The 18,050-nt window shown below is 53.9% G+C and carries 13 protein-coding genes; 2 read left to right on the top strand and 11 right to left on the bottom strand.

Annotated elements, in window-relative coordinates; genetic code table 11:
• Positions 1–14: 14 nt before the first annotated feature.
• On the top strand, positions 15–2,099 hold the full coding sequence (locus RAHAQ2_RS10745) for a putative bifunctional diguanylate cyclase/phosphodiesterase (RefSeq protein WP_015697248.1): 2,085 nt from the start codon (positions 15–17) through the stop codon (positions 2,097–2,099).
• A 169-nt stretch (positions 2,100–2,268) separates the two neighbouring features.
• Here RAHAQ2_RS10745 and RAHAQ2_RS10740 read toward each other — a convergent pair whose 3' ends face one another.
• From RAHAQ2_RS10740 to RAHAQ2_RS10690, 11 genes are all read right to left on the bottom strand, one after another.
• A complete protein-coding gene (locus tag RAHAQ2_RS10740; RefSeq protein ID WP_015697247.1) occupies positions 2,269–2,961 on the bottom strand; it encodes an ABC transporter permease subunit in 693 nt (230 codons plus the stop codon).
• Complete coding sequence (locus RAHAQ2_RS10735) at positions 2,951–3,724, bottom strand: amino acid ABC transporter permease (protein ID WP_015697246.1); 774 nt, start codon at positions 3,722–3,724, stop codon at positions 2,951–2,953. The genes RAHAQ2_RS10740 and RAHAQ2_RS10735 overlap by 11 nt, the downstream gene beginning before the upstream one ends.
• Entirely contained in the window at positions 3,721–4,551 is an 831-nt protein-coding gene (locus RAHAQ2_RS10730; protein WP_015697245.1) for an amino acid ABC transporter ATP-binding protein, read from the bottom strand. The genes RAHAQ2_RS10735 and RAHAQ2_RS10730 overlap by 4 nt, the downstream gene beginning before the upstream one ends.
• Positions 4,552–4,575: 24 nt before the next feature.
• Positions 4,576–5,403, bottom strand: a complete 828-nt coding sequence (locus RAHAQ2_RS10725) for an ABC transporter substrate-binding protein (RefSeq protein WP_015697244.1) — start codon at positions 5,401–5,403, stop codon at positions 4,576–4,578.
• A 295-nt stretch (positions 5,404–5,698) separates the two neighbouring features.
• Positions 5,699–8,356 (bottom strand): glycoside hydrolase family 78 protein, encoded by a 2,658-nt coding sequence (locus tag RAHAQ2_RS10720; RefSeq protein WP_015697243.1) that lies wholly within the window; start codon positions 8,354–8,356, stop codon positions 5,699–5,701.
• A gap of 47 nt (positions 8,357–8,403) precedes the next feature.
• The gene (locus RAHAQ2_RS10715; RefSeq protein ID WP_015697242.1) at positions 8,404–9,702 is read right to left on the bottom strand and encodes an MFS transporter; all 1,299 of its coding nucleotides are present in this window, start codon (positions 9,700–9,702) and stop codon (positions 8,404–8,406) included.
• Positions 9,703–9,797: 95 nt separating this feature from the next.
• Complete coding sequence (locus RAHAQ2_RS10710; protein WP_015697241.1) at positions 9,798–10,664, bottom strand: helix-turn-helix domain-containing protein; 867 nt, start codon at positions 10,662–10,664, stop codon at positions 9,798–9,800.
• A 250-nt stretch (positions 10,665–10,914) separates the two neighbouring features.
• The gene (locus tag RAHAQ2_RS10705) at positions 10,915–11,625 is read right to left on the bottom strand and encodes a FadR/GntR family transcriptional regulator (RefSeq protein ID WP_037039227.1); all 711 of its coding nucleotides are present in this window, start codon (positions 11,623–11,625) and stop codon (positions 10,915–10,917) included.
• Between the two features lie 94 nt (positions 11,626–11,719).
• Entirely contained in the window at positions 11,720–12,496 is a 777-nt protein-coding gene (locus RAHAQ2_RS10700) for an SDR family NAD(P)-dependent oxidoreductase (RefSeq protein ID WP_015697239.1), read from the bottom strand.
• Between the two features lie 10 nt (positions 12,497–12,506).
• Positions 12,507–14,645, bottom strand: a complete 2,139-nt coding sequence (locus RAHAQ2_RS10695; RefSeq protein WP_015697238.1) for a heparinase II/III domain-containing protein — start codon at positions 14,643–14,645, stop codon at positions 12,507–12,509.
• On the bottom strand, positions 14,642–15,976 hold the full coding sequence (locus RAHAQ2_RS10690; protein ID WP_015697237.1) for an alginate lyase family protein: 1,335 nt from the start codon (positions 15,974–15,976) through the stop codon (positions 14,642–14,644). Before RAHAQ2_RS10690 ends, RAHAQ2_RS10695 begins: the two co-directional genes overlap by 4 nt.
• A 257-nt stretch (positions 15,977–16,233) precedes the next feature.
• Here RAHAQ2_RS10690 and RAHAQ2_RS10685 point away from each other — a divergent pair, with 257 nt between their 5' ends.
• Complete coding sequence (locus RAHAQ2_RS10685; protein ID WP_015697235.1) at positions 16,234–18,033, top strand: sodium:solute symporter family transporter; 1,800 nt, start codon at positions 16,234–16,236, stop codon at positions 18,031–18,033.
• Positions 18,034–18,050 lie beyond the last annotated feature (17 nt).

Below are 18,050 nucleotides of genomic sequence, written 5' to 3'. Positions count from 1 at the left end.
ATCAGGCAAAAAATATGAGTGAAGATTCTGATGTACTTTATCGATTGCTGGTTCAGCGCGTAGAAGACTATGCGATTTATATGCTGACTCCCGAGGGTCATATTGCGAACTGGAATGCCGGTGCGCAGCGGGCGAAAGGTTATACGCCTGAAGAAGTGGTCGGTAAGCATTTTTCCTGTTTTTACACCGACGAAGACAGACAAAACGGCTGGCCACAGCGCGGGCTGGAAACGGCGCGTGCCACCGGCCGTTACGAATCCGAAGGCTGGCGACAGCGCAAAGACGGCTCGCGCTTTTGGGCACACATCATTATTGAAGCCTTGCGTGAAGCCGGGGAAATCATCGGATTCGCCAAAATCACCCGTGACGTCACGGAGCGTCGTGAAACAGAACGGGCACTGTTGCAGGCCAAAGAGCAGGCCGAATCCAACAGCGAACAACTCTCGTCCCTGTCACAGTTTCTTAATACCGTGATCGCCAATATCCCGTCCTCGGTGATTGTCGAGAATGCCGTCTCGCGCGAAATTCTGCTGGTCAACCGTCAGGCAGAGCGTCTGCTGGGGATTTCCCGCGACAAAATGCTCGGTAAGCGCCCGCAGGATTGTATGGGCGTCGGGCTGAGCACCTTTATTAATAAACAGTCGGATGAATGTCTGCGTGCAGAAGGCGTACACCGCAGCGAACAGCAATTGCTGACCGCCATTGGTGACCGGACATTGCAGACCACCAGTTCGGTGATCCGCGGGCACGATCCGCAGACCAGCTATGTGATGATGATTGCCGATGACGTGACGGATCAACAGGCCGCGCACGCCCGTATTCATCACATGGCGCATCACGATAACCTGACCAGCCTGCCGAACCGTATCCTGTTCAGCCAGCGTCTCAATGAAGCGTTGCAGCGCGACAGCTACACGCAAAGCCACACCGCCACGCTGTGTCTGGATCTCGATAACTTCAAAAATGTTAATGACGCTCTGGGTCATCAGATTGGTGATGAACTGCTGCGCGCGATTGCCAAACGTCTGCGTATGACGCTGCGCGATGACGATACGCTGGCGCGCATCGGCGGTGATGAATTTGCCGTGGTGCTGCCGGGGCTGAAAGACATTTCTGCCGCGCACCAGATTTCCAAACGCCTGATTGAATCGGTACGTCCGCCAGTGATTATCGACGGCCATTCACTGTCCGTCGGCCTGAGCATCGGTATTGCGCTCGCCGGTTCGGCGGAAAACACCCCCGATCAATTGCTGCGTTGTGCGGACATGGCGCTGTATGAAGCCAAACGTAACGGCCGCAACCGCTATGAAGATTTCCGTCTTGAGATGGATGCCGCCGCGCGCAAACGCCGTGTGGTTGAAATGGATTTACGCGACGCCATTACCTGTAATCAGTTGCGTCTTTACTATCAGCCGATCACTGATGCCCGTCACGATGCCGTAATGGGTTACGAGGCGCTGATGCGCTGGCATCATCCGGAAAACGGGCTGATCATGCCGGTCGATTTCATTCCGATTGCCGAAGAAACGGGGCTGATCCACAGTCTTGGTTCATTTGCGTTGCACGAAGCCTGCCGCGAAGCCGCAAGCTGGAAAGGCAATCAGACGGTTGCCGTTAACCTTTCGCCGGTTCAGTTTAAAAACAGCGGGCTGCTGTCTGTGGTGGAATCGGCGCTGGAGGCCTCGGGGCTGGATCCGTCACGTCTGGAGGTGGAAATTACGGAATCGGTATTACTCGACAATACGCATGGCAATATCAGCACATTGCAGAAACTGAAGTCGCTGGGTGTGCGGATTGCGCTGGACGATTTCGGCACCGGCTATTCATCGCTGAGTTATCTGCGGTCTTTCCCGTTCGACAAAATCAAAATCGACCGGTCATTCATTAACGACATGCACGACAGCCGCGAAGCGCTGGCAATTATCCGCGCCATCACCGGCATGAGCCGCAGTCTGGATATTCAGACCACGGCAGAAGGTGTGGAAACCGACGAGCAGTTCCGGCGTCTGAAAGAAGAAGGTTGTACGTTGTTCCAGGGATATTTCTTCGGACGACCTCAGCCCTCAGAGTCACGACTGACCGGGTTTGCACCCCTCTGATGGTAGCTATTAGACACTGCCCATGGGGGGAATGATCGGGGGAAAAGCGGCGCATAATGCTGTTATTTCTGACGATAGCCGCGTCAGGGGCGGCAACAAAGCCTTGGGCTCGCCGCCCAAACTGGCCCGGAGGACGCGTCAGTTGATCCGTGCGCTGCCGTCAGTGAGTTTACGCCCGCAACCTGCGGCGGCGCTGTAAGGCTTTACCGGCTAACGCCGCAAGCGTCGCGCACAGCAGATAATACATCAGCCCGACAAACAGGAAGATTTCCGCCGGGTAAATTTGCACCCGGTTATTCACCTGCCCGGCCACGGTGGTCAGCTCCGGCACATTAACGATAAACGCCAGCGACGTATCTTTCACCAGCGAAATCAGTAACCCGAGATACGACGGCAACAGGTTCGGCCACGCCTGCGGCAACAGCACAAACAACAGCACGTTGCCGTTGCTCATACCGGACGCGATCCCCGCTTCGGTTTGCCCGCGCGGCAAGGCTTCCAGACCGGCCAGCGTCGAGTGCATCACCGCCGCTGAGGTAAACCAGGCCAGCGCCAGGATCACCGTCAGCGGGCCGGGAATCGACCCGCCAAACACGACCGGCAGCAGGAAATACAGCCAGAAAATCACGAAGATCAGCGGAATACCCCGGATAAACGATGCCCAGACAAACAGGATTTTTCGCGTCAGGCCACCGAAACGCCAGGCCAGCGCAGCCATCAGCACGCCCAGCAACAGCGCCAGAACCCCCGCCGAGACAGCCATGATAAGCGTCAGTAACACGCCGCCCGGCTCGCCGTCGGCCAGCCTTCCCCACAGCATGTAGGTGAAATTATCCTGCAAAACAGCCCGGTCAAATTCCATCGCGGGTTTCCTCCGTCATTGCGACCTGCGGTCCGCGCTGCGGACGTTTCGGGCCAAACGCCGTCATCAGCCCGCCAAGGATCAGCCCGAGCGCCAGATAAAGCAGCGTTCCGACCGCAAAACCTTCAAAGGCGTGTGCGTTATAGCTTTCAATCTGGCTGACCTGATACGTCAGTTCTGAAAAACCAATGCCGGTTGCCAGCGAGGAAAGCTTCATCAGGTTGAGATACTGGCCGGTGACGGGCTGCCATGCGTTGGTCAGCGCCTGCGGCAAAAGAATGGAAAGCAGTAAGGTTTTGCGGCTGAAACCCTGGGAAATTGCCGCTTCGGTCTGGCCTTTGGGCACGGAATTCAATCCGGCCTGCACTTCCTCCAGCAGAAACGCCGCCGTGAACAGCCCCAGCCCCCAGGCGGCACACAAAAATTCCGGCGTCAGCCAGGCAATGTTGCCAGGAAACGTCGCCCACGGATGCGTGTCGCCGATGTAAAAACGCCAGCTTTGCGGCAGCGCGCCGTAGGCGGCGAAATACCAGAACAGCAGTTGCACCAGCAGGGGTGTATTCCTGAAAACAGAGACAAACGCCGCCACCGTACCGCGGGCAATACGTGACGTGCTCAGGCGCAGCGCAAGCAGCAGCACCGTCAGTAACGTGGCGATCAGGCTGCCCGCCAGGCTGACATACAGGGTGGTGAGAAAGCCGGAGATAATCCATTGCAAAGGCTGACCGCTCAGCACGCCAGCCCAGTCGGGATGCCAGATCATCGCCCTGCTCCTGCCTGCGGATGCAGCGGGAACAGCACTTTTTGCAGGAACCGCTGCGCACGCGGATGCTGCGGACGCAGGAAGAACTCTTCCGGCTGAGCCTGCTCAAGAATTTCGCCGCCATCCATGAAAATCACCCGGTCAGCGATTTCACGGGCAAAGGTCATTTCATGCGTCACCACAATCATGGTGATGCCACTTTTCGCCAGTTCCTGCATCACCAGCAATACTTCGCCGATCATTTCCGGATCGAGCGCTGACGTCGGTTCATCAAATAAAATAATGCCCGGATCGGTGACCAGCGCCCGGGCAATCGCCACGCGCTGCTGCTGACCGCCGGAAAGCTGTTCGGGATAATGCAGGGCTTTATCGCCCAGTCCAACGCGTTTCAGCAATGCGCGTGCTTTCTCGCGTGCCTGAGTTTTCTTCCAGCCATGCACTTTAATCAGCGCCAGACTGACGTTGTCCTCGGCGGTAAGATGGGCATACAGATTGAACTGCTGAAACACAAAGCCGATGTGCGTGCGCAACTGGCGTAATGCGGCACCTTTGAGGTTTCGCGTGGGCTGGTTGTCGATAAGAATTTCACCGCCGCTGACGGTTTCCAGCTGATTAATCAGGCGGATCAACGTCGATTTCCCGGAACCGGAAGGCCCGCAAACCGCCACCACTTCGCCGCTGTCCACGCGCAAATCCACCTTGCGGATCACCTCATGCGGACCAAAAGATTTACTGACCTGGCGGAATTCGACAGCGGCGGTTTTACCGGCAGATGAATGTGAAAAAACCGCAGACGTCGCTGCGGTTGAGTAAGTGTCTTGCGGCATGTGTCTTACCTTGCATAAAACAGATTATTTGGCTTCGATTTTGAACAGACGCGGCTGAGGGGATTTCGTCTGCGGGCCGAACCAGACGTTATAAATGCTGACCGCCTGGCCGTTTTTCTCCAGATTCAGCAGCTCGTCATTAACCACTTTCAGCAGGCTGGCTTCGCCTTTTTTCACGCCCACGCCAATCTCTTCCTTGCTCAGCAATTCAGGCAATACTTTGTATTTCGCCTTGTCCGGCGCGCCATCCAGCAAACCGGCCAGAATGGTGCTGTCCTGAGTGATGGCCTGCACGTTGCCGTTACGTAAAGCAGAAAGCGCCAGCGGAATATCGTCATAAGACAACACGCGCGATTGCGGGAAGCGGTGATGCAATTCCTGCTCGCCGGTGGTGCCTTTCACCGCCCCGATACGCGCCGTGGCATAGGCATCCAGTTTATCCGGTGAGCCAGCCGGTACCAGGAACTGCTGACCGGTGACGAAATATGGCACAGAGAAGTCGATCACTTTTGCGCGTTCCGGCGTGATGGTGATATCAGCCACAATCAGATCCGCCTTACCGGATTGCAATAACGGAATACGGTTGGCCGGATTGGTCGGCACCAGTTGCAATTTCACACCCAGGGTTTTCGCCAGTGCTTTGGCGAAATCCACGTCATAACCGACGATATCGTGGGTTTTCGCATCCACAGACCCAAACGGCGGATTGGAATCAAATGTCGCCACTTTGACGACACCGGCTTTTTTGATATCCGCCAGCTGGTCGGCATGCGCGGCAAAGGTGGAAAGCGTGCTGAGTGCCAGAAACAAACCAGCAGCAATTTTGCTTTTATCACGAGTCACAACGGTCATCGTTTTTCCTTATGAATAGTCTTCAAAGGGCTCACGCCCCAAATTTTCAACATGACGTTTTTAAATGAAAACAAACCTGTTTTTATTTTGTGAGTCAGAGGATTGCATAAGGAATGAATACGATGCCACTAACAAAAAAGGATATATATGGATCAATTAAGCATAAGCTTTTTGGATGGGTCTGCTGAATGTTGAAATGGAAATGTCGGTTGCACACTTTAAAACCCTGGACTCGCCGTCCAAACTGACCTTAAGTTCAACACCGTAGGTTGCCCCCACGGTGTTGAACTTGACCTTAAACTAACCGGTATTCGATGCGATATTCCCCCGATCCCACCTCGGCGGTGTACCCTTCGGCACAGCGCGCAAAATCAATCCCGTCCGCCTCCTGCACAGATTGACCGTCCGTCAGGACCACGGTGGCGGAGGTATTCGCCGGAACAGTGACGTTAAGGAACACGGTCTGACCGCTCACTTCCCAGCGCACGCCAATTGCGCCGTAAATGGACTGATAGCGGGTATCCAGCCAGCTCAGACCGCCGCCGGTGAGCGGTTTGATGATGAAATGTTTGAATCCGGGTTGTGCCTCGTCGGCTTCAATTCCGGCCGCGACGCGGTAGAGCCATTCGCCTACCGCGCCGTAAGCATAGTGATTAAAGGAGTTCATGTCAGCGCTCCACATACTGCCGTCCGGTTTGATACCGTCCCAGTGTTCCCAGACGGTGGTGGCACCGGCTTTCACCTGATACAGCCATGACGGGAAATCCTCTTTCAGCAGTAAATTCCAGGCTTCTTTAGTGCGGCCATTCTGGCTGAGGGCATGGCAGAAGTACGGCGTGCCGACAAAACCGGTGACTAAATGCCCGTCGTGCTCATTGAGCAATTCAACCAGCGTATCGGTGGTGCGCTGACGGAATTCGTCAGGTACCAGATTAAAGTACAGAGCCAGAATATGTGCGGTTTGCGTTCTGGCCGCCAGCTGGCCGGAGGGTGTGAAGAACGCCTCCTGAAAACGCCTGACAATCGCCTGATATAAGGCATGGTAATGGTCATAGTCTTCAGTGCGGTTCAGCACTTTTGCCGCTTTGGCGAACAATTGCGTGGAATAAGCGTAATACGCCGTGCAGGTCAGGTCGTTGGGCGTGGCACCGAAATAACTGCCCTCTTTGGCGTCCAGCGCGACCCAGTCACCAAATTGTAATTTGTAATGCCAGATGTGGTTTTCCGCATGTGCGGTCATGAAATCTATCCAGCCTTTCATGCTGGCGTACTGGTTTTCCAGCACACAGGTATCGCCATACATCAGGTACATCGTCCACGGATTAATCACTGCGGCATCTGCCCAGGCCGATGCGGAATGGGTTCCGCCTTCAGACAGCAGGCGGTCTTTGCCACAGTAGCCGGTCAGGATATCCGGGATAACGTGCGGCACACCGCCTTCTGGCGTCTGATCATAACGAAGATCGGTCAGCCATTTGGCGAAGAAATTACGGGTTTGCATCAGGTAACTCGCCGTGCGGCAAAAAATCTGCGCATCGCCCGTCCAGCCAAGCCGCTCGTCACGCTGCGGGCAGTCCGTCGGTACATCGACAAAATTACCTTTCAGCCCCCACAGAATATTGTGATGTAGCTGATTAAGCTGTGGATTTGAACAGGCGAAATGCCCGGTCTGTTCCATCGCTGAGTGCAAAACAATGGCGGTGAAATTATTCAGATCCCACTGCCCCGGATATTCCTCAACTTTCACGAAGCGGAAGCCTTGCCAGGTAAAGTGCGGATGCCAGATTTCTTCGCCCTCGCCTTTGAGCACATACGCGGTTCGCTGTCTGGCCGTGCGCAGATTATCCAGATACACATTGCCGTCTGCATCCAGTACCTCAAAGTGGCGCAACACCACTTCATCGCCCGCTTTGCCGCTGACCCTGAACTCAACCCAGCCGCTGAGGTTCTGGCCAAAATCAATGACCGTGTCGCCTTGGGGTGTGGTGATCAGCGCAACAGGTTTAATCTCTGCCATTTTCCTGACTGTATTACTTCCCTGCGCCACCAGCGTGGATTTTTCATGTGTCACCAGACTGACTGGCCGCCAGCCCTCTCCTGAAACATCTTTCGTGCACCAGCCGGGAATTTCCCGGCGTGCATCGTAAATTTCACCGTCATAGATTTCTGAAAACAGAATGGCGGAATCCTGTCCTTTCCAGCTTTCATCACTGATCACAATTTCTTGCGAGCCATCGTTATAATTAATGACCAGTTGGGAAATAAGCGCACTCCGTTCGCCATAATAATTGCGATGACGGCTGAAACCCATATCACCTTTGTACCAGCCTGCCCCCAAAATAGCGCCGATGACGTTTTCACCTTTTTCCAGATGACCGGTCACATCATAGGTCTGATAAAGTAAATGATTGTGATAACTCGTCCAGCCGGGTGTCAGGGCATCTTCTCCGGCTTTATGACCGTTCAGATATAATTCATAAAGCCCGAGAGCGCTGACATGAATAAAAGCCGACTGAATATCTTGCGCCCGGTTCAGAACAAACGATTTCCGCAATAATGTCGCGTGGGAATTGTCTTTATCCGCAGACGTTTCGGCGGTAATAAAATCAGCCAGCCATTCATGGGGATAAAGCACGCCGGTAATCATCTGCGCGGGCGAACTCCAGCCGCTGGTTTCGCCATAATTATCACGTACCTGAACCCGGATAAAATAATGCTGCGAAGAGGTGAGCATTAATTCCGTCAGGGGAATATTATTTGAACATTCGCTTTCCTGCCATTCACCGCGAAGCAGGATATTATCAAAATCCTGATCCTGACTGATCTGAAGCCGGTAAGCGGTTTGCCGGACGTTTCTGTTACGGCTTTCAATTTCCCAGCCGAGTACAGGAAGTTGCTGCACACCGGACAATGCGGATTCCTGATTCAAAGTAAGTCTGATCACTGCAGGCATAATGCTTTACTCCTTGTGTAATGTGTCCTGAGAAATAAAATAAAAAATTAGATTTGCTCTATGACGGATGCCGGGTATGCAGAGGCTGGCTCCTTAATCACCGAACCGTCTTCGCTGTTAAATTCGTTCCTTTGCTTGCCGTGGAAACAGATCCAGCCGATCGATAACCCTAAAGCCACCGTAGCGGATAAAATGGAATACAGCACCAGCGGACCGGCATCGAGCAGCAGCGGCGTAACAAATGCCAGCACACCGCACAACAACCGGGAAATAGCGACAATAATGCCTTGCGCGGTAGCGCGGAGCATGGTCGGAAAAGATTCCTGCGACCAGACTTTCATTATCCCTTCGAATGCCAGACCGCTGCCTATGGCGGTAAAGAATAAACAGCAGAACCAGGATACAGGGGAAAAGTTAAATAATACCGGCAGGAAGAATCCACCTGCAAAACAAAAGGCCCCCAAAATAAACGCGGGGATACGTTTCGGTGTATCAACAAAACGCATAAACATGATCCCGGCAAATACGCCGACCGGCATGGTCAGCAGGTTCCACAGCGAGTGTTGCGCGACGGAAATACCCACCACGTTGACCGCAATATACGTCCCAAACTGACCGCCGGTATTCGCGGCAAGATTGGTAAAGGCATAGAACAGGCACAGCGCAACAAACGGCCACAGGTATTTCCCGTGGATGAGATCGTTAAACGACGCTTTCTGTGCACGAACCGTGACAATACCTGCACGCCGTTCGCTTCGGGCAATCAGCCATAAAGGCGATTCCGGGATCGTCCAGCGCAGCGCCAGCAGAACAACGGCCACAACACAAACATGCAGATACATAATCTGTGCCCCGGGCCGCCCCCAGCCGCCAACCATGGCGGAGATCGCCATGGTCGTGCCAATCCCCAAAAACCACAGTAAATTTGACAGCCCGATAATCTTCCCGCGATTTTTATCCGTTGCGGCTTCAGCAATGGTCGCCAGGGATACCGGTAAGTCTGCGCCGGTGGCCAGCCCGACGAGCAATGTGCCGATCAGCAGCACCGGGAAAGTGTGACCAAAGGCCAGCAACAGCGTACCCATAATGATCATCGCCATGGTGACAATAAAGACTTTGCGTCTGCCATAACAATCCCCCAGTCTGCCGCCCAGAAATGCGCCCAGCGCAATACTCAGCGTTAATATACCGGAAAGTATGCCTATCTGAGCCGATGTCGTCCCTATCGCTTTTTGATAAATTACCAGAGCCGTTCCGTTTGAAACAATCGCGGCAGAATCAATATATGACGCCATGCCGGAAACCACCCCGACGTACCAGGGATTAGGTTGTTTAGTGGTTGACATAATCATGTCCTTCAGAGGTTACCGTGAATAAAATGGTCCGTGAGTTATCCTAAATACTTACTGATATTATTATTCCATTTTGAGATTCTTTATTATTAACAGCGCGTTTTAATAACACTATTACTGACTCGCATTCGCTCCTGCGAAGGTGTTCTGTGAAACTCTTTTTTATAGGCTTCCGTCAGGCGTGACGTGGTAGAAAAACCGCATAACGTTGCAATCTTGCCAACAGTAAAATCTGAGGTGCGTAATAACTCTTGTGTTTTTAATAAACGATAACGCTGCTGAAACTTCTCCGGTGTAAACCCGGTGATCTCTTTTATAAATCTGAACATGGTTCTTTTTGCCACGCCGCTTTCTTCACATAAATAACCCCAGTTAATACTGCTCGTATAATTCTCGCGTAAATAATTCAGCAGATGTCGCTTGCCGGAATCAGTCTGACTGGCGCGACATTCCCTGCGGGTGGCGCACTGATACAGCATGACCATCATTGATAATAAATAAGACTCTGCTGTGGCAAAGTAGGCGTTATCGTAACGGGCATCACACTGCCGGGTGATGTTATCGGTCAGCTCAATAACTTTCGCCAGTTCGTCGTCCGTTAATCCTGCACGCCGTTTTTTTACCGGGGCGGTATATTTTTTGATCCCCGCCAGCAGTTGATCAATGTTATTGAGAAAATAAAAAGATCGTCCTTTATGTAGCAATATATTGATAATTGATAATTTATTGGTGGATTCGTAACAATGAACATCATGAGCACTGACGATGAAAAAATCGCCTTTATGAATAAACTCCACCTGATCGTTGATTATATGAAATCCGCTGCCATTACGGACAATAACCAGCTCATCAAACTCATGCCCGTGTACATCTTCCATCGACTGGCGGTTCATATCGAATAAACTGAAAGCATGATGTTCTGAGAGAAAGAAATCACTGACCTTGAGTATTTTCATACATTCACCGGGTTAATGACTAAAATAAATATCTTTGATCACTCTGTAATAAAAATATAATGCCCTGATGAAATGATTAGACCGTAATAATTATGACAAGTCTATATGCCCCGTTGGCACTGTGGCGTAACCGCCCGTGACATTTGTTTCATTTTTGTATCAGAACACTCATTTAAGGATCAGCAAACATAAAAATGCGCAGGGAAATCTGCGCATCGGGAGACATGGCATGTGACGGTTTTACCGAACGTTATGTCTGATGCAACCGGTGCTTATGCCCTTTCATCAGACTCAGCGACGCTGAAAACGCCGCACCTTCGTCGCCGGCCATAATGGCTTCATAAATCCTTTTATGCTCATTCAGGCACATGCCGCCTTCTTTTGAGGAATACTCAAAGAACCATTTGAAAATGGTGGTCAGAACGTTGCCGAACGGCACGTAAAAACAGTTGCCGGAGGAGATGAAAATCATCCGGTGAAACTGGGTATCAATATCCACCCAATGTTGTGCCTCGAAGTTTTCGGCAACGTGACACATCTGGCGGTAAATCCGCGAGAGCTCGATGCGTTGCTCTTTACTGGCGTTCACCGCCGCCAGCGCGGTGGCGTGCGGTTCAATCGCTTTGCGGAATTCCAGAAACTGGTGATAGATATCTTCCGTCGCTTCCATGCCCTGCATCCATTCCAGCAACTGCGGATCCAGCATGTTCCATTGCGGGCGCTCTTTCACGCGGGTGCCGATTTTGGGCCGTGACTCCAGTAATCCCTTAGAGGTCAGCAACTTCAGCGCTTCACGCAACGCGGTGCGGCTGACGCCAAACTGTTCCCCCAGCTCGATTTCACTCGGCAGTATCGCCCCCGACGCCAGTTCACCCGACAGTATTTTGCGGGCGATGTCGCGGGCGATATGGGTATTCAGGCCACGGGTCATGCCTGCGGCGGTTTCAAACTGCATCGTCATGCTCTTCCCTTTTTTCTGTGCAGATTGCCGACATCATAGTTCAGGCGGCGGCGCGCTGCATGCCCCCGCCGCACTGAAACACCCGAACTGTGCGCTACGGCGCCATCTGGCCGCCATTCACATCCAGAATCTGGCCGGTAATGTAACCACTGCAGGCGTGCGAAGCGAAAAACAGGTAAGACGGTGCCAGTTCTTCAGCCGTGCCGAAGCGGCCCATCGCGATGGAACCGGCGATTTTCTCACGCACCTCCGCGCTTTTATCTGCGTGAAAAACGGTGTCGATAGTGCCCGGCGCAATCACATTAAAACGGATATTGTCTTTGGTGAATTCTTTCACCCAGTTGCGGTGTACATTGTGCAGCCAGGCTTTTGAGGCGGCGTAAAGACTGGCTCCCGGCCCGCCACCTTCGCGCCCCGCAATCGAACCGGTGCTGATCACCGACGTGGTTTTGCCGCTTTGTTTTGCCGCGTGACGCAAATGCGGAATAGCAAATTTTGTCACCATCAGCGCCGAACGGGCATTAAGATCCATCACATGGTCATAAAAATCATCGTCGATGTTTTCCAGTCCCTGCCGTCCGCCCAGACCGCCCGCGTTATTGACAAGCACGTCAATGCCGCCGAAGCGTTCGACGAAATTCGCCACCAGCGCCTCGCATTCCGCAGACTTCGTCACATCTGCGCCAAAATAGGCTACCTCACCGCCGTTTTCAGCGATTTCTGCCGCCAGTTTGTCGAGGCTGGCATCATGACGATGGCCGTTAATCCCCACTTTCGCCCCCGCTGCGGCAAATGCCTGTGCCGCAGCCAGTCCGATACCTTTGGTTGAACCGGTGATCAGAACGCGCTGACCTTTCAAATCGTTAAACATAGTGACTCCTTTATGATTCAGGGATGTTCAGAGGTGAGACGGATTGCCACACCACGCGGAAAGCGTCTTCCGCTGCCGGCGTGGCGCAGTTACTGATGCGAACGTTTAGTGTCCGGTGTGCGGTAAAGAAAATATTCAGTTCAGTTTGCACGTCGTCATGGCTGACCACGCTGACGCGTTCGACCTTGCCGCGCGCCTCGAGAGACGTTTCAGTGCTTTCGTCAAAATAGCCGTGGGTTTCAAACACGCTGGCATAAATGGCGTGAGAACCCTGGGTTCGCAGCAATAATGCCGGTTCACTGCGCAGGTTAAAATGCGGATCGCTGGCCCCGGTGCGGGCAACAATCAGTTCGCCACCAACGGGGAAGGCACTGACCAGCGTGCGGTAACTGTCGCCGTCAAGCCAGCTGAATAAGACCGAATCACCCGCCGCGATCTCCGCCCGCGCGCAATCCCATAAATGCTGATACCCGTGACCTTCGCCGAGCGGAGTCAGGTGGCTGGCTGCATTAAGGGCGGCATCCGTGCGCACAAACTGCCCGAGATGATGCAGGCAATAATCGTACTGATGCGGTTCATTGCTGGTCAGGCGAAACACGTCAACGATCAGCGGCGAAGACAGTTCCGGCAGGCTGAGCATCAGCACGGTGCGTTGCTGATTTACCCCCGGATAATAGCCGCTGAGGCGCGCACTCATGCCCTGTCCTGTCGGGTTATCGGTCACGAAGAAATGCGCCTCACCCCAGCGTTTTTCAGCCTCCAGGCTGTTGCCGCCATTCTGGCTTTGTCCGTCAACCACCACGGTGTTATGCGCGACGGTCTGCTTGCAATAACTGTTGTTTTCAGGGATGTAGCGGCCACCGAATTTGGGCTCGACGTTGACCCAGCGCCCAAAGCCATAATCCCGCAGAAACTCACGTCCGCCACTGAACAGGCTGAGATGCAGCCCGTCAAAATGACCGTGATTGAGCGCCGAATGCAGGCGCGGAATGCTGCCGTGCTGGCCGTACCACATCAGCGCCATAGCCTGATTTTGTGCCCCACTGCGTAAAATGCCGATGCCGCCCTGCATACCTTGCGGACCGTCCCGCAGTTCAAGACTGCCCCAGTTCACGGGCATTGCCGGCGCATTGTTCAGGGCAGCAGAGAGTTCCGTCGCAGTCGCACTGACCCACACCGTCTGCTGCTGTTGCGCGACAGCGATCCACTGCGGATGGTGACCATAGCGGGCATAGCAGATGCTGGCAGCAATCACCGCGCCATCATCACGAATATGCATGGATTTTGAGGCATCATTCAGCGCAGGCCAGACACCGTCGGGGAATGCCGTCTGCATCAGGGCTTCACAGGTTTTTCGGATAATCTGCCCGCGAAACTGATAAATCTGTAAATCCGGCTGACGCCGTTCAATGACCTCCGCCAGTAGCAGTAACGGGCGTAGCGCAAAGCGATGGTAATACGGCCCTTCAATGTAATAACCGTCCGGCGAAAAAAGCTGGCTGAGCTGGGCAAAGAATCCGCCACTTTCACTGTCGCCTTTCAGGCCATATAACGCTTTTCCAACCAGCGACGGATCGCTCAGCACATAACCGCTGATCGCCGCCGCCGCCACCGACCAGATACCGTGGTTATGCACGATATCGAAATCTTTCGTATGCCGGTTCAGCGCATCATCCGCCATCACCTGAAACAGGTTAGTTTCGATATGTTCCCGATGGGCCGCCGCAAGCGACAGCATCACGCAGTGGTAGCCTTCAACGGCATACAGCCAGAACATATTTTCGTTCAGGGTCTGATGAAACAACCTTCCGGGCGCATTGCTGTCTTTGCTGGTCGCGCTGCCCAGCGACGGATAAATGTCGGCATAACCAGTCAGCAGTGCGCACGCCCGCGCGCTGTAACGCGGATCGCCGGTGATCAGGAATAAGCGACCGGCAAGATTAATGGTCAGATAGTTTTGCTTGTGCTGCGTATGCTCGGGGCCACCCGCCTCACCGTGACCGGGAATAGTCAGCGGCTGCGCGAGCATGTTTTCCAGTGCAGCGATTTGTGCACGCAGTGCCGCGCCCAGAGGAGAGTCTGCGTTAATCTGTCCGCGCAGTTTTTCCGCCTCGTCGGTGCTTATCAGCAACGGCTGCCAGTGATTCATTTTCGCACCTCCGGCGGCTGTGGCGCGACATAACCTGCCGCAAAGGATGGCAATGACTGCAACCAGGTTTCGCGTTCAGCTTCCATCACCGCGCCACGCGTGACATCTTCGTGATAGCCGCCGGACGCTGGTTTCAGCGCAGGCGGCAAAGTGAATTTCGCGCTGCGGATGTAGTGTTCGTAACGTTTTTCACCCGTCGCGTTATCCGCCCAGGACAGCAACGGCACCGGACGCACGCGGATCTGGTCGAGTGACTTGTACGGCCACGGCACCGCAGGATCGGTAAAGCGCGCCATGAAATCCAGCGAGGTCAGCACGCTGCCGCCTTGTGGCGTTTTGTAATGCCAGAGGTCGATACCGTTTTTCTGCGCCAGCACCGCCATCATGCTGATCGCCTGCAAATTGAAATAGCTGTAATGAAATGAGCGGGTGCGCGCCAGTTCGGCGGGCTGAGTACCGTCGGGTTTCAGCTGCACATCCAGCTTACTTTTCATCAGCTTTGCCATGTCGCTAATTACCGCTTTATCGCCCAGATACCATGCAATGCCTGATACCTGTGTCACGTACCAGTTGCCGTGGTTGTTCTCTGTGCGCCCTTCTTTTTTGGCGATTTTGCTGCCCAGCAACCAGTGCAGATAATCCTGCATCCACACCCGCATCTGCTGTTCATCGTTATCCGTCCAGGCCGGATTGCCCTGCAACAACACCACAGAATCCACAATCCGGGTGGAAAAATAGCGGCCATCCAGCACGCCCGCGTTACGCCCGGGTGAAATGCCCGGCACGCCCTGCGCAAAATTCAGGTTCGGGTTCATGCGCGTTTCCGGCGTGATAAACCAGGCCCGCAGCAGGCTGGCGGCTTTATCGGCATATTTCTGCTCACCGGAGAAATACCAGGCCAGCGTCAGGTTCTGCACCCGTGCGGTAAAATCGGCCAGCCGCACGCCGTCACTTTCATCGTTCTTACTGGCGGGGTTCACATGACCGTCTTTGCGGATCCACGGCAACCCGTCGGGTTTGCTGTCATCCGGCCACCAGTAGGCACTCAGGCTGAGGTAATCATGTTTAGAGCCACCCGGCGGCGTCATACCTTTGTCGGTCACGCTCAGTTCAGGTTTTTTCAGTGCGGCATCCGCCGCCGCCAGCAAGTGCTGATACGCCGCTGTCGTTTGCGGTGCCGCATGGTGATCGTGCAGTTGCTGGCGGACAACGGTCATTTGCGCCGTATTCAGAAATGCCGGTTCTGCCGCCTGTGCGCCCGCCATCAGCGCCAGCATCAGGGCGATGCCCGCCGTGATCCCCTTCTCCTTACCGCACCGCATTAACGTCATGTTTTCTCCCGGCGATACGCCGTTGCTTCGTTGAGATTTCACGCTTTAGTCATACTAATAAAGCAATGAACCTTCAGTTTCGCCAGTCAGAATGGACTTAAAAGCTGCCTGTACGCCCAAATAGCGACCGAAATCACAATTTGATAACAAACTAAGCATTTCTTATTTGTCCGACTTTTAATTTTAATTCCCTCTTCTACGCTTGCTCAATACATAACCAAAAAACATCTCACCCTACAAACGAGAGAGTAACGACAATGGATATCAACGTTCTGGTCATGATCGGTTACTTCGTCTTAATGATTGCCATCAGTTATGCGTTCAAGAAGATGGCTTCCGGCTCCTCAAGCCACTATTTCCGTGGCGGCGGGCGCATGCTCTGGTGGATGGTCGGGGCGACCGCCTTTATGATCCAGTTCAGCGCCTGGACGTTTACCGGCGCGGCCGGTCAGGCTTACCGCTACGGTTTCAATGTCGTCAGCGTGTTTGCCGGTAACGTGTTCGGTTATCTGGTCGCCTGGTGGTGGTTTGCCGCCCGCTTCCGCCAGTTGCGTGTTGATACTGCCACAGAGGCAATCAACCATCGCTTCGGCAAAGGTAACGAACAGTTTTTCACCTGGATGATTATTCCGCTAAGTATCCTCAGCGCAGGCGTGTGGCTGAACAGCCTGGCAGTGTTTGCCAGCGCAGTATTCCAGCATGACATCACGCTGACGCTGTGGGTGACGGGCATTGTGGTGCTGGTGATTTCACTGCTGAGCGGTGCGTGGGGCGTCGTAGCGAGTGATTTTGTGCAGACACTGGTGGTGGCGATTATTTCCATCGCCTGCGCGGTCGTTGCGCTGTTTAAAGTCGGCGGCCCGGTGAAACTGGTGACGGAGTTCCCTTCCGGCTTCTTTACCGGCCCGGATGTTGGCCCGCATTATATTTCGCTGCTGGTGGCCTGTTTCCTGTTCTTCTTTATCAAGAATGTGCAGAGCATCAATAACCTGCAGGATTCCTACCGTTTCCTGAATGCCAAAGACAGTTTTAATGCCAGAAAAGCGGCATTGTTCGCGCTGGTGCTGATGCTGGTGGGGACAATTATCTGGTTCATTCCGCCATGGGCGGTCGCGATCCTTTATCCTGACGCGGCAACCGCGCATCCGGAACTCGGCAAAAACGCCACCGATGCGGTGTATCTGATTTTTGCAGAGCGCGCCATGCCGGTCGGCACCGTGGGCCTGCTGATGGCCGGACTGTTCGCCGCCACCATGTCATCGATGGACTGCGCACTGAACCGTAATTCCGGGATTTTTGTGCGCAGTTTCTGGACGCCGGTGATTAACCGCAACAGTGAACGCAGCGACAAATATCAGTTGCGCGTTGGCCAGATTGCCTGCGTGGTGAACGGCGTGCTGGTGATTCTGGTGGCGCAATACATGCACACCATGCAGACGGTCAGCCTGTTCGACCTGATGATGAAAGTCGGCACGCTGATGCAGGCACCCATTGTCGTCCCGTTGTTCCTCGGTGTGTTTATTCGCAAAACCCCTGACTGGGCCGCATGGGTGACCGTGCTGTTCGGACTATGCGTATCTTATGGAGTGGCGAATCTGTTCACCGCGCCGGATGTGGCCCGACTGCTGGGCATCACGCTGACGGCACGTGAACTGCTGGATGTGGCGATCATGTGGAATATCTTTGCGCATCTGGTGTTCACCGGCGGATTCTTCTGCATGACGCAACTGTTCTGGCGCGAGTCCGATACGGCGCGGGAAACTCAGCGCCAACAGTTCTTTTCTGATAGGGAGACACCCGTCTATGCCGACCATGAACAGGATGAGTTTGACCGCTTGCAACGCGATAAAATCGGTCGCATTTCGATGTATATGGGCGCGGGTTTACTGCTGATGGTACTGGTACCGAACCCGCTGTGGGGACGGATCCTGTTCCTGTTGTGCGCCCTGTCAATTCTGCTTTTCGGCTGGATATTGCACCGCAGCGCAGAAAAAGGCATGAAAGCAGCACAGGCCGAAAAAGCATTAAAACAGAATGTGGCGACATCACAAAGATAGGAAAAATCACGCAGGGT

This window comes from Rahnella aquatilis CIP 78.65 = ATCC 33071 (genome assembly GCF_000241955.1).
GTDB lineage: Bacteria > Pseudomonadota > Gammaproteobacteria > Enterobacterales > Enterobacteriaceae > Rahnella > Rahnella aquatilis.
Note: the sequence above shows the minus strand (reverse complement) of the source record. Positions and strands in the feature narration are given on the sequence as shown.

Bases quoted from the DNA above. Each gene is read 5' to 3' on its own strand.
- RAHAQ2_RS10685 (WP_015697235.1), top strand. From the start codon at position 16,234: ATGGATATCAACGTTCTGGTCATGATCGGTTACTTCGTCTTAATGATT.
- RAHAQ2_RS10730 (WP_015697245.1), bottom strand. From the start codon at position 4,551: ATGCCGCAAGACACTTACTCAACCGCAGCGACGTCTGCGGTTTTTTCA.
- RAHAQ2_RS10695 (WP_015697238.1), bottom strand. From the start codon at position 14,645: ATGAATCACTGGCAGCCGTTGCTGATAAGCACCGACGAGGCGGAAAAA.
- RAHAQ2_RS10700 (WP_015697239.1), bottom strand. From the start codon at position 12,496: ATGTTTAACGATTTGAAAGGTCAGCGCGTTCTGATCACCGGTTCAACC.
- RAHAQ2_RS10715 (WP_015697242.1), bottom strand. From the start codon at position 9,702: ATGTCAACCACTAAACAACCTAATCCCTGGTACGTCGGGGTGGTTTCC.
- RAHAQ2_RS10725 (WP_015697244.1), bottom strand. From the start codon at position 5,403: ATGACCGTTGTGACTCGTGATAAAAGCAAAATTGCTGCTGGTTTGTTT.
- RAHAQ2_RS10720 (WP_015697243.1), bottom strand. From the start codon at position 8,356: ATGCCTGCAGTGATCAGACTTACTTTGAATCAGGAATCCGCATTGTCC.
- RAHAQ2_RS10710 (WP_015697241.1), bottom strand. From the start codon at position 10,664: ATGAAAATACTCAAGGTCAGTGATTTCTTTCTCTCAGAACATCATGCT.
- RAHAQ2_RS10735 (WP_015697246.1), bottom strand. From the start codon at position 3,724: ATGATCTGGCATCCCGACTGGGCTGGCGTGCTGAGCGGTCAGCCTTTG.
- RAHAQ2_RS10745 (WP_015697248.1), top strand. From the start codon at position 15: ATGAGTGAAGATTCTGATGTACTTTATCGATTGCTGGTTCAGCGCGTA.
- RAHAQ2_RS10690 (WP_015697237.1), bottom strand. From the start codon at position 15,976: ATGACGTTAATGCGGTGCGGTAAGGAGAAGGGGATCACGGCGGGCATC.
- RAHAQ2_RS10705 (WP_037039227.1), bottom strand. From the start codon at position 11,625: ATGACGATGCAGTTTGAAACCGCCGCAGGCATGACCCGTGGCCTGAAT.
- RAHAQ2_RS10740 (WP_015697247.1), bottom strand. From the start codon at position 2,961: ATGGAATTTGACCGGGCTGTTTTGCAGGATAATTTCACCTACATGCTG.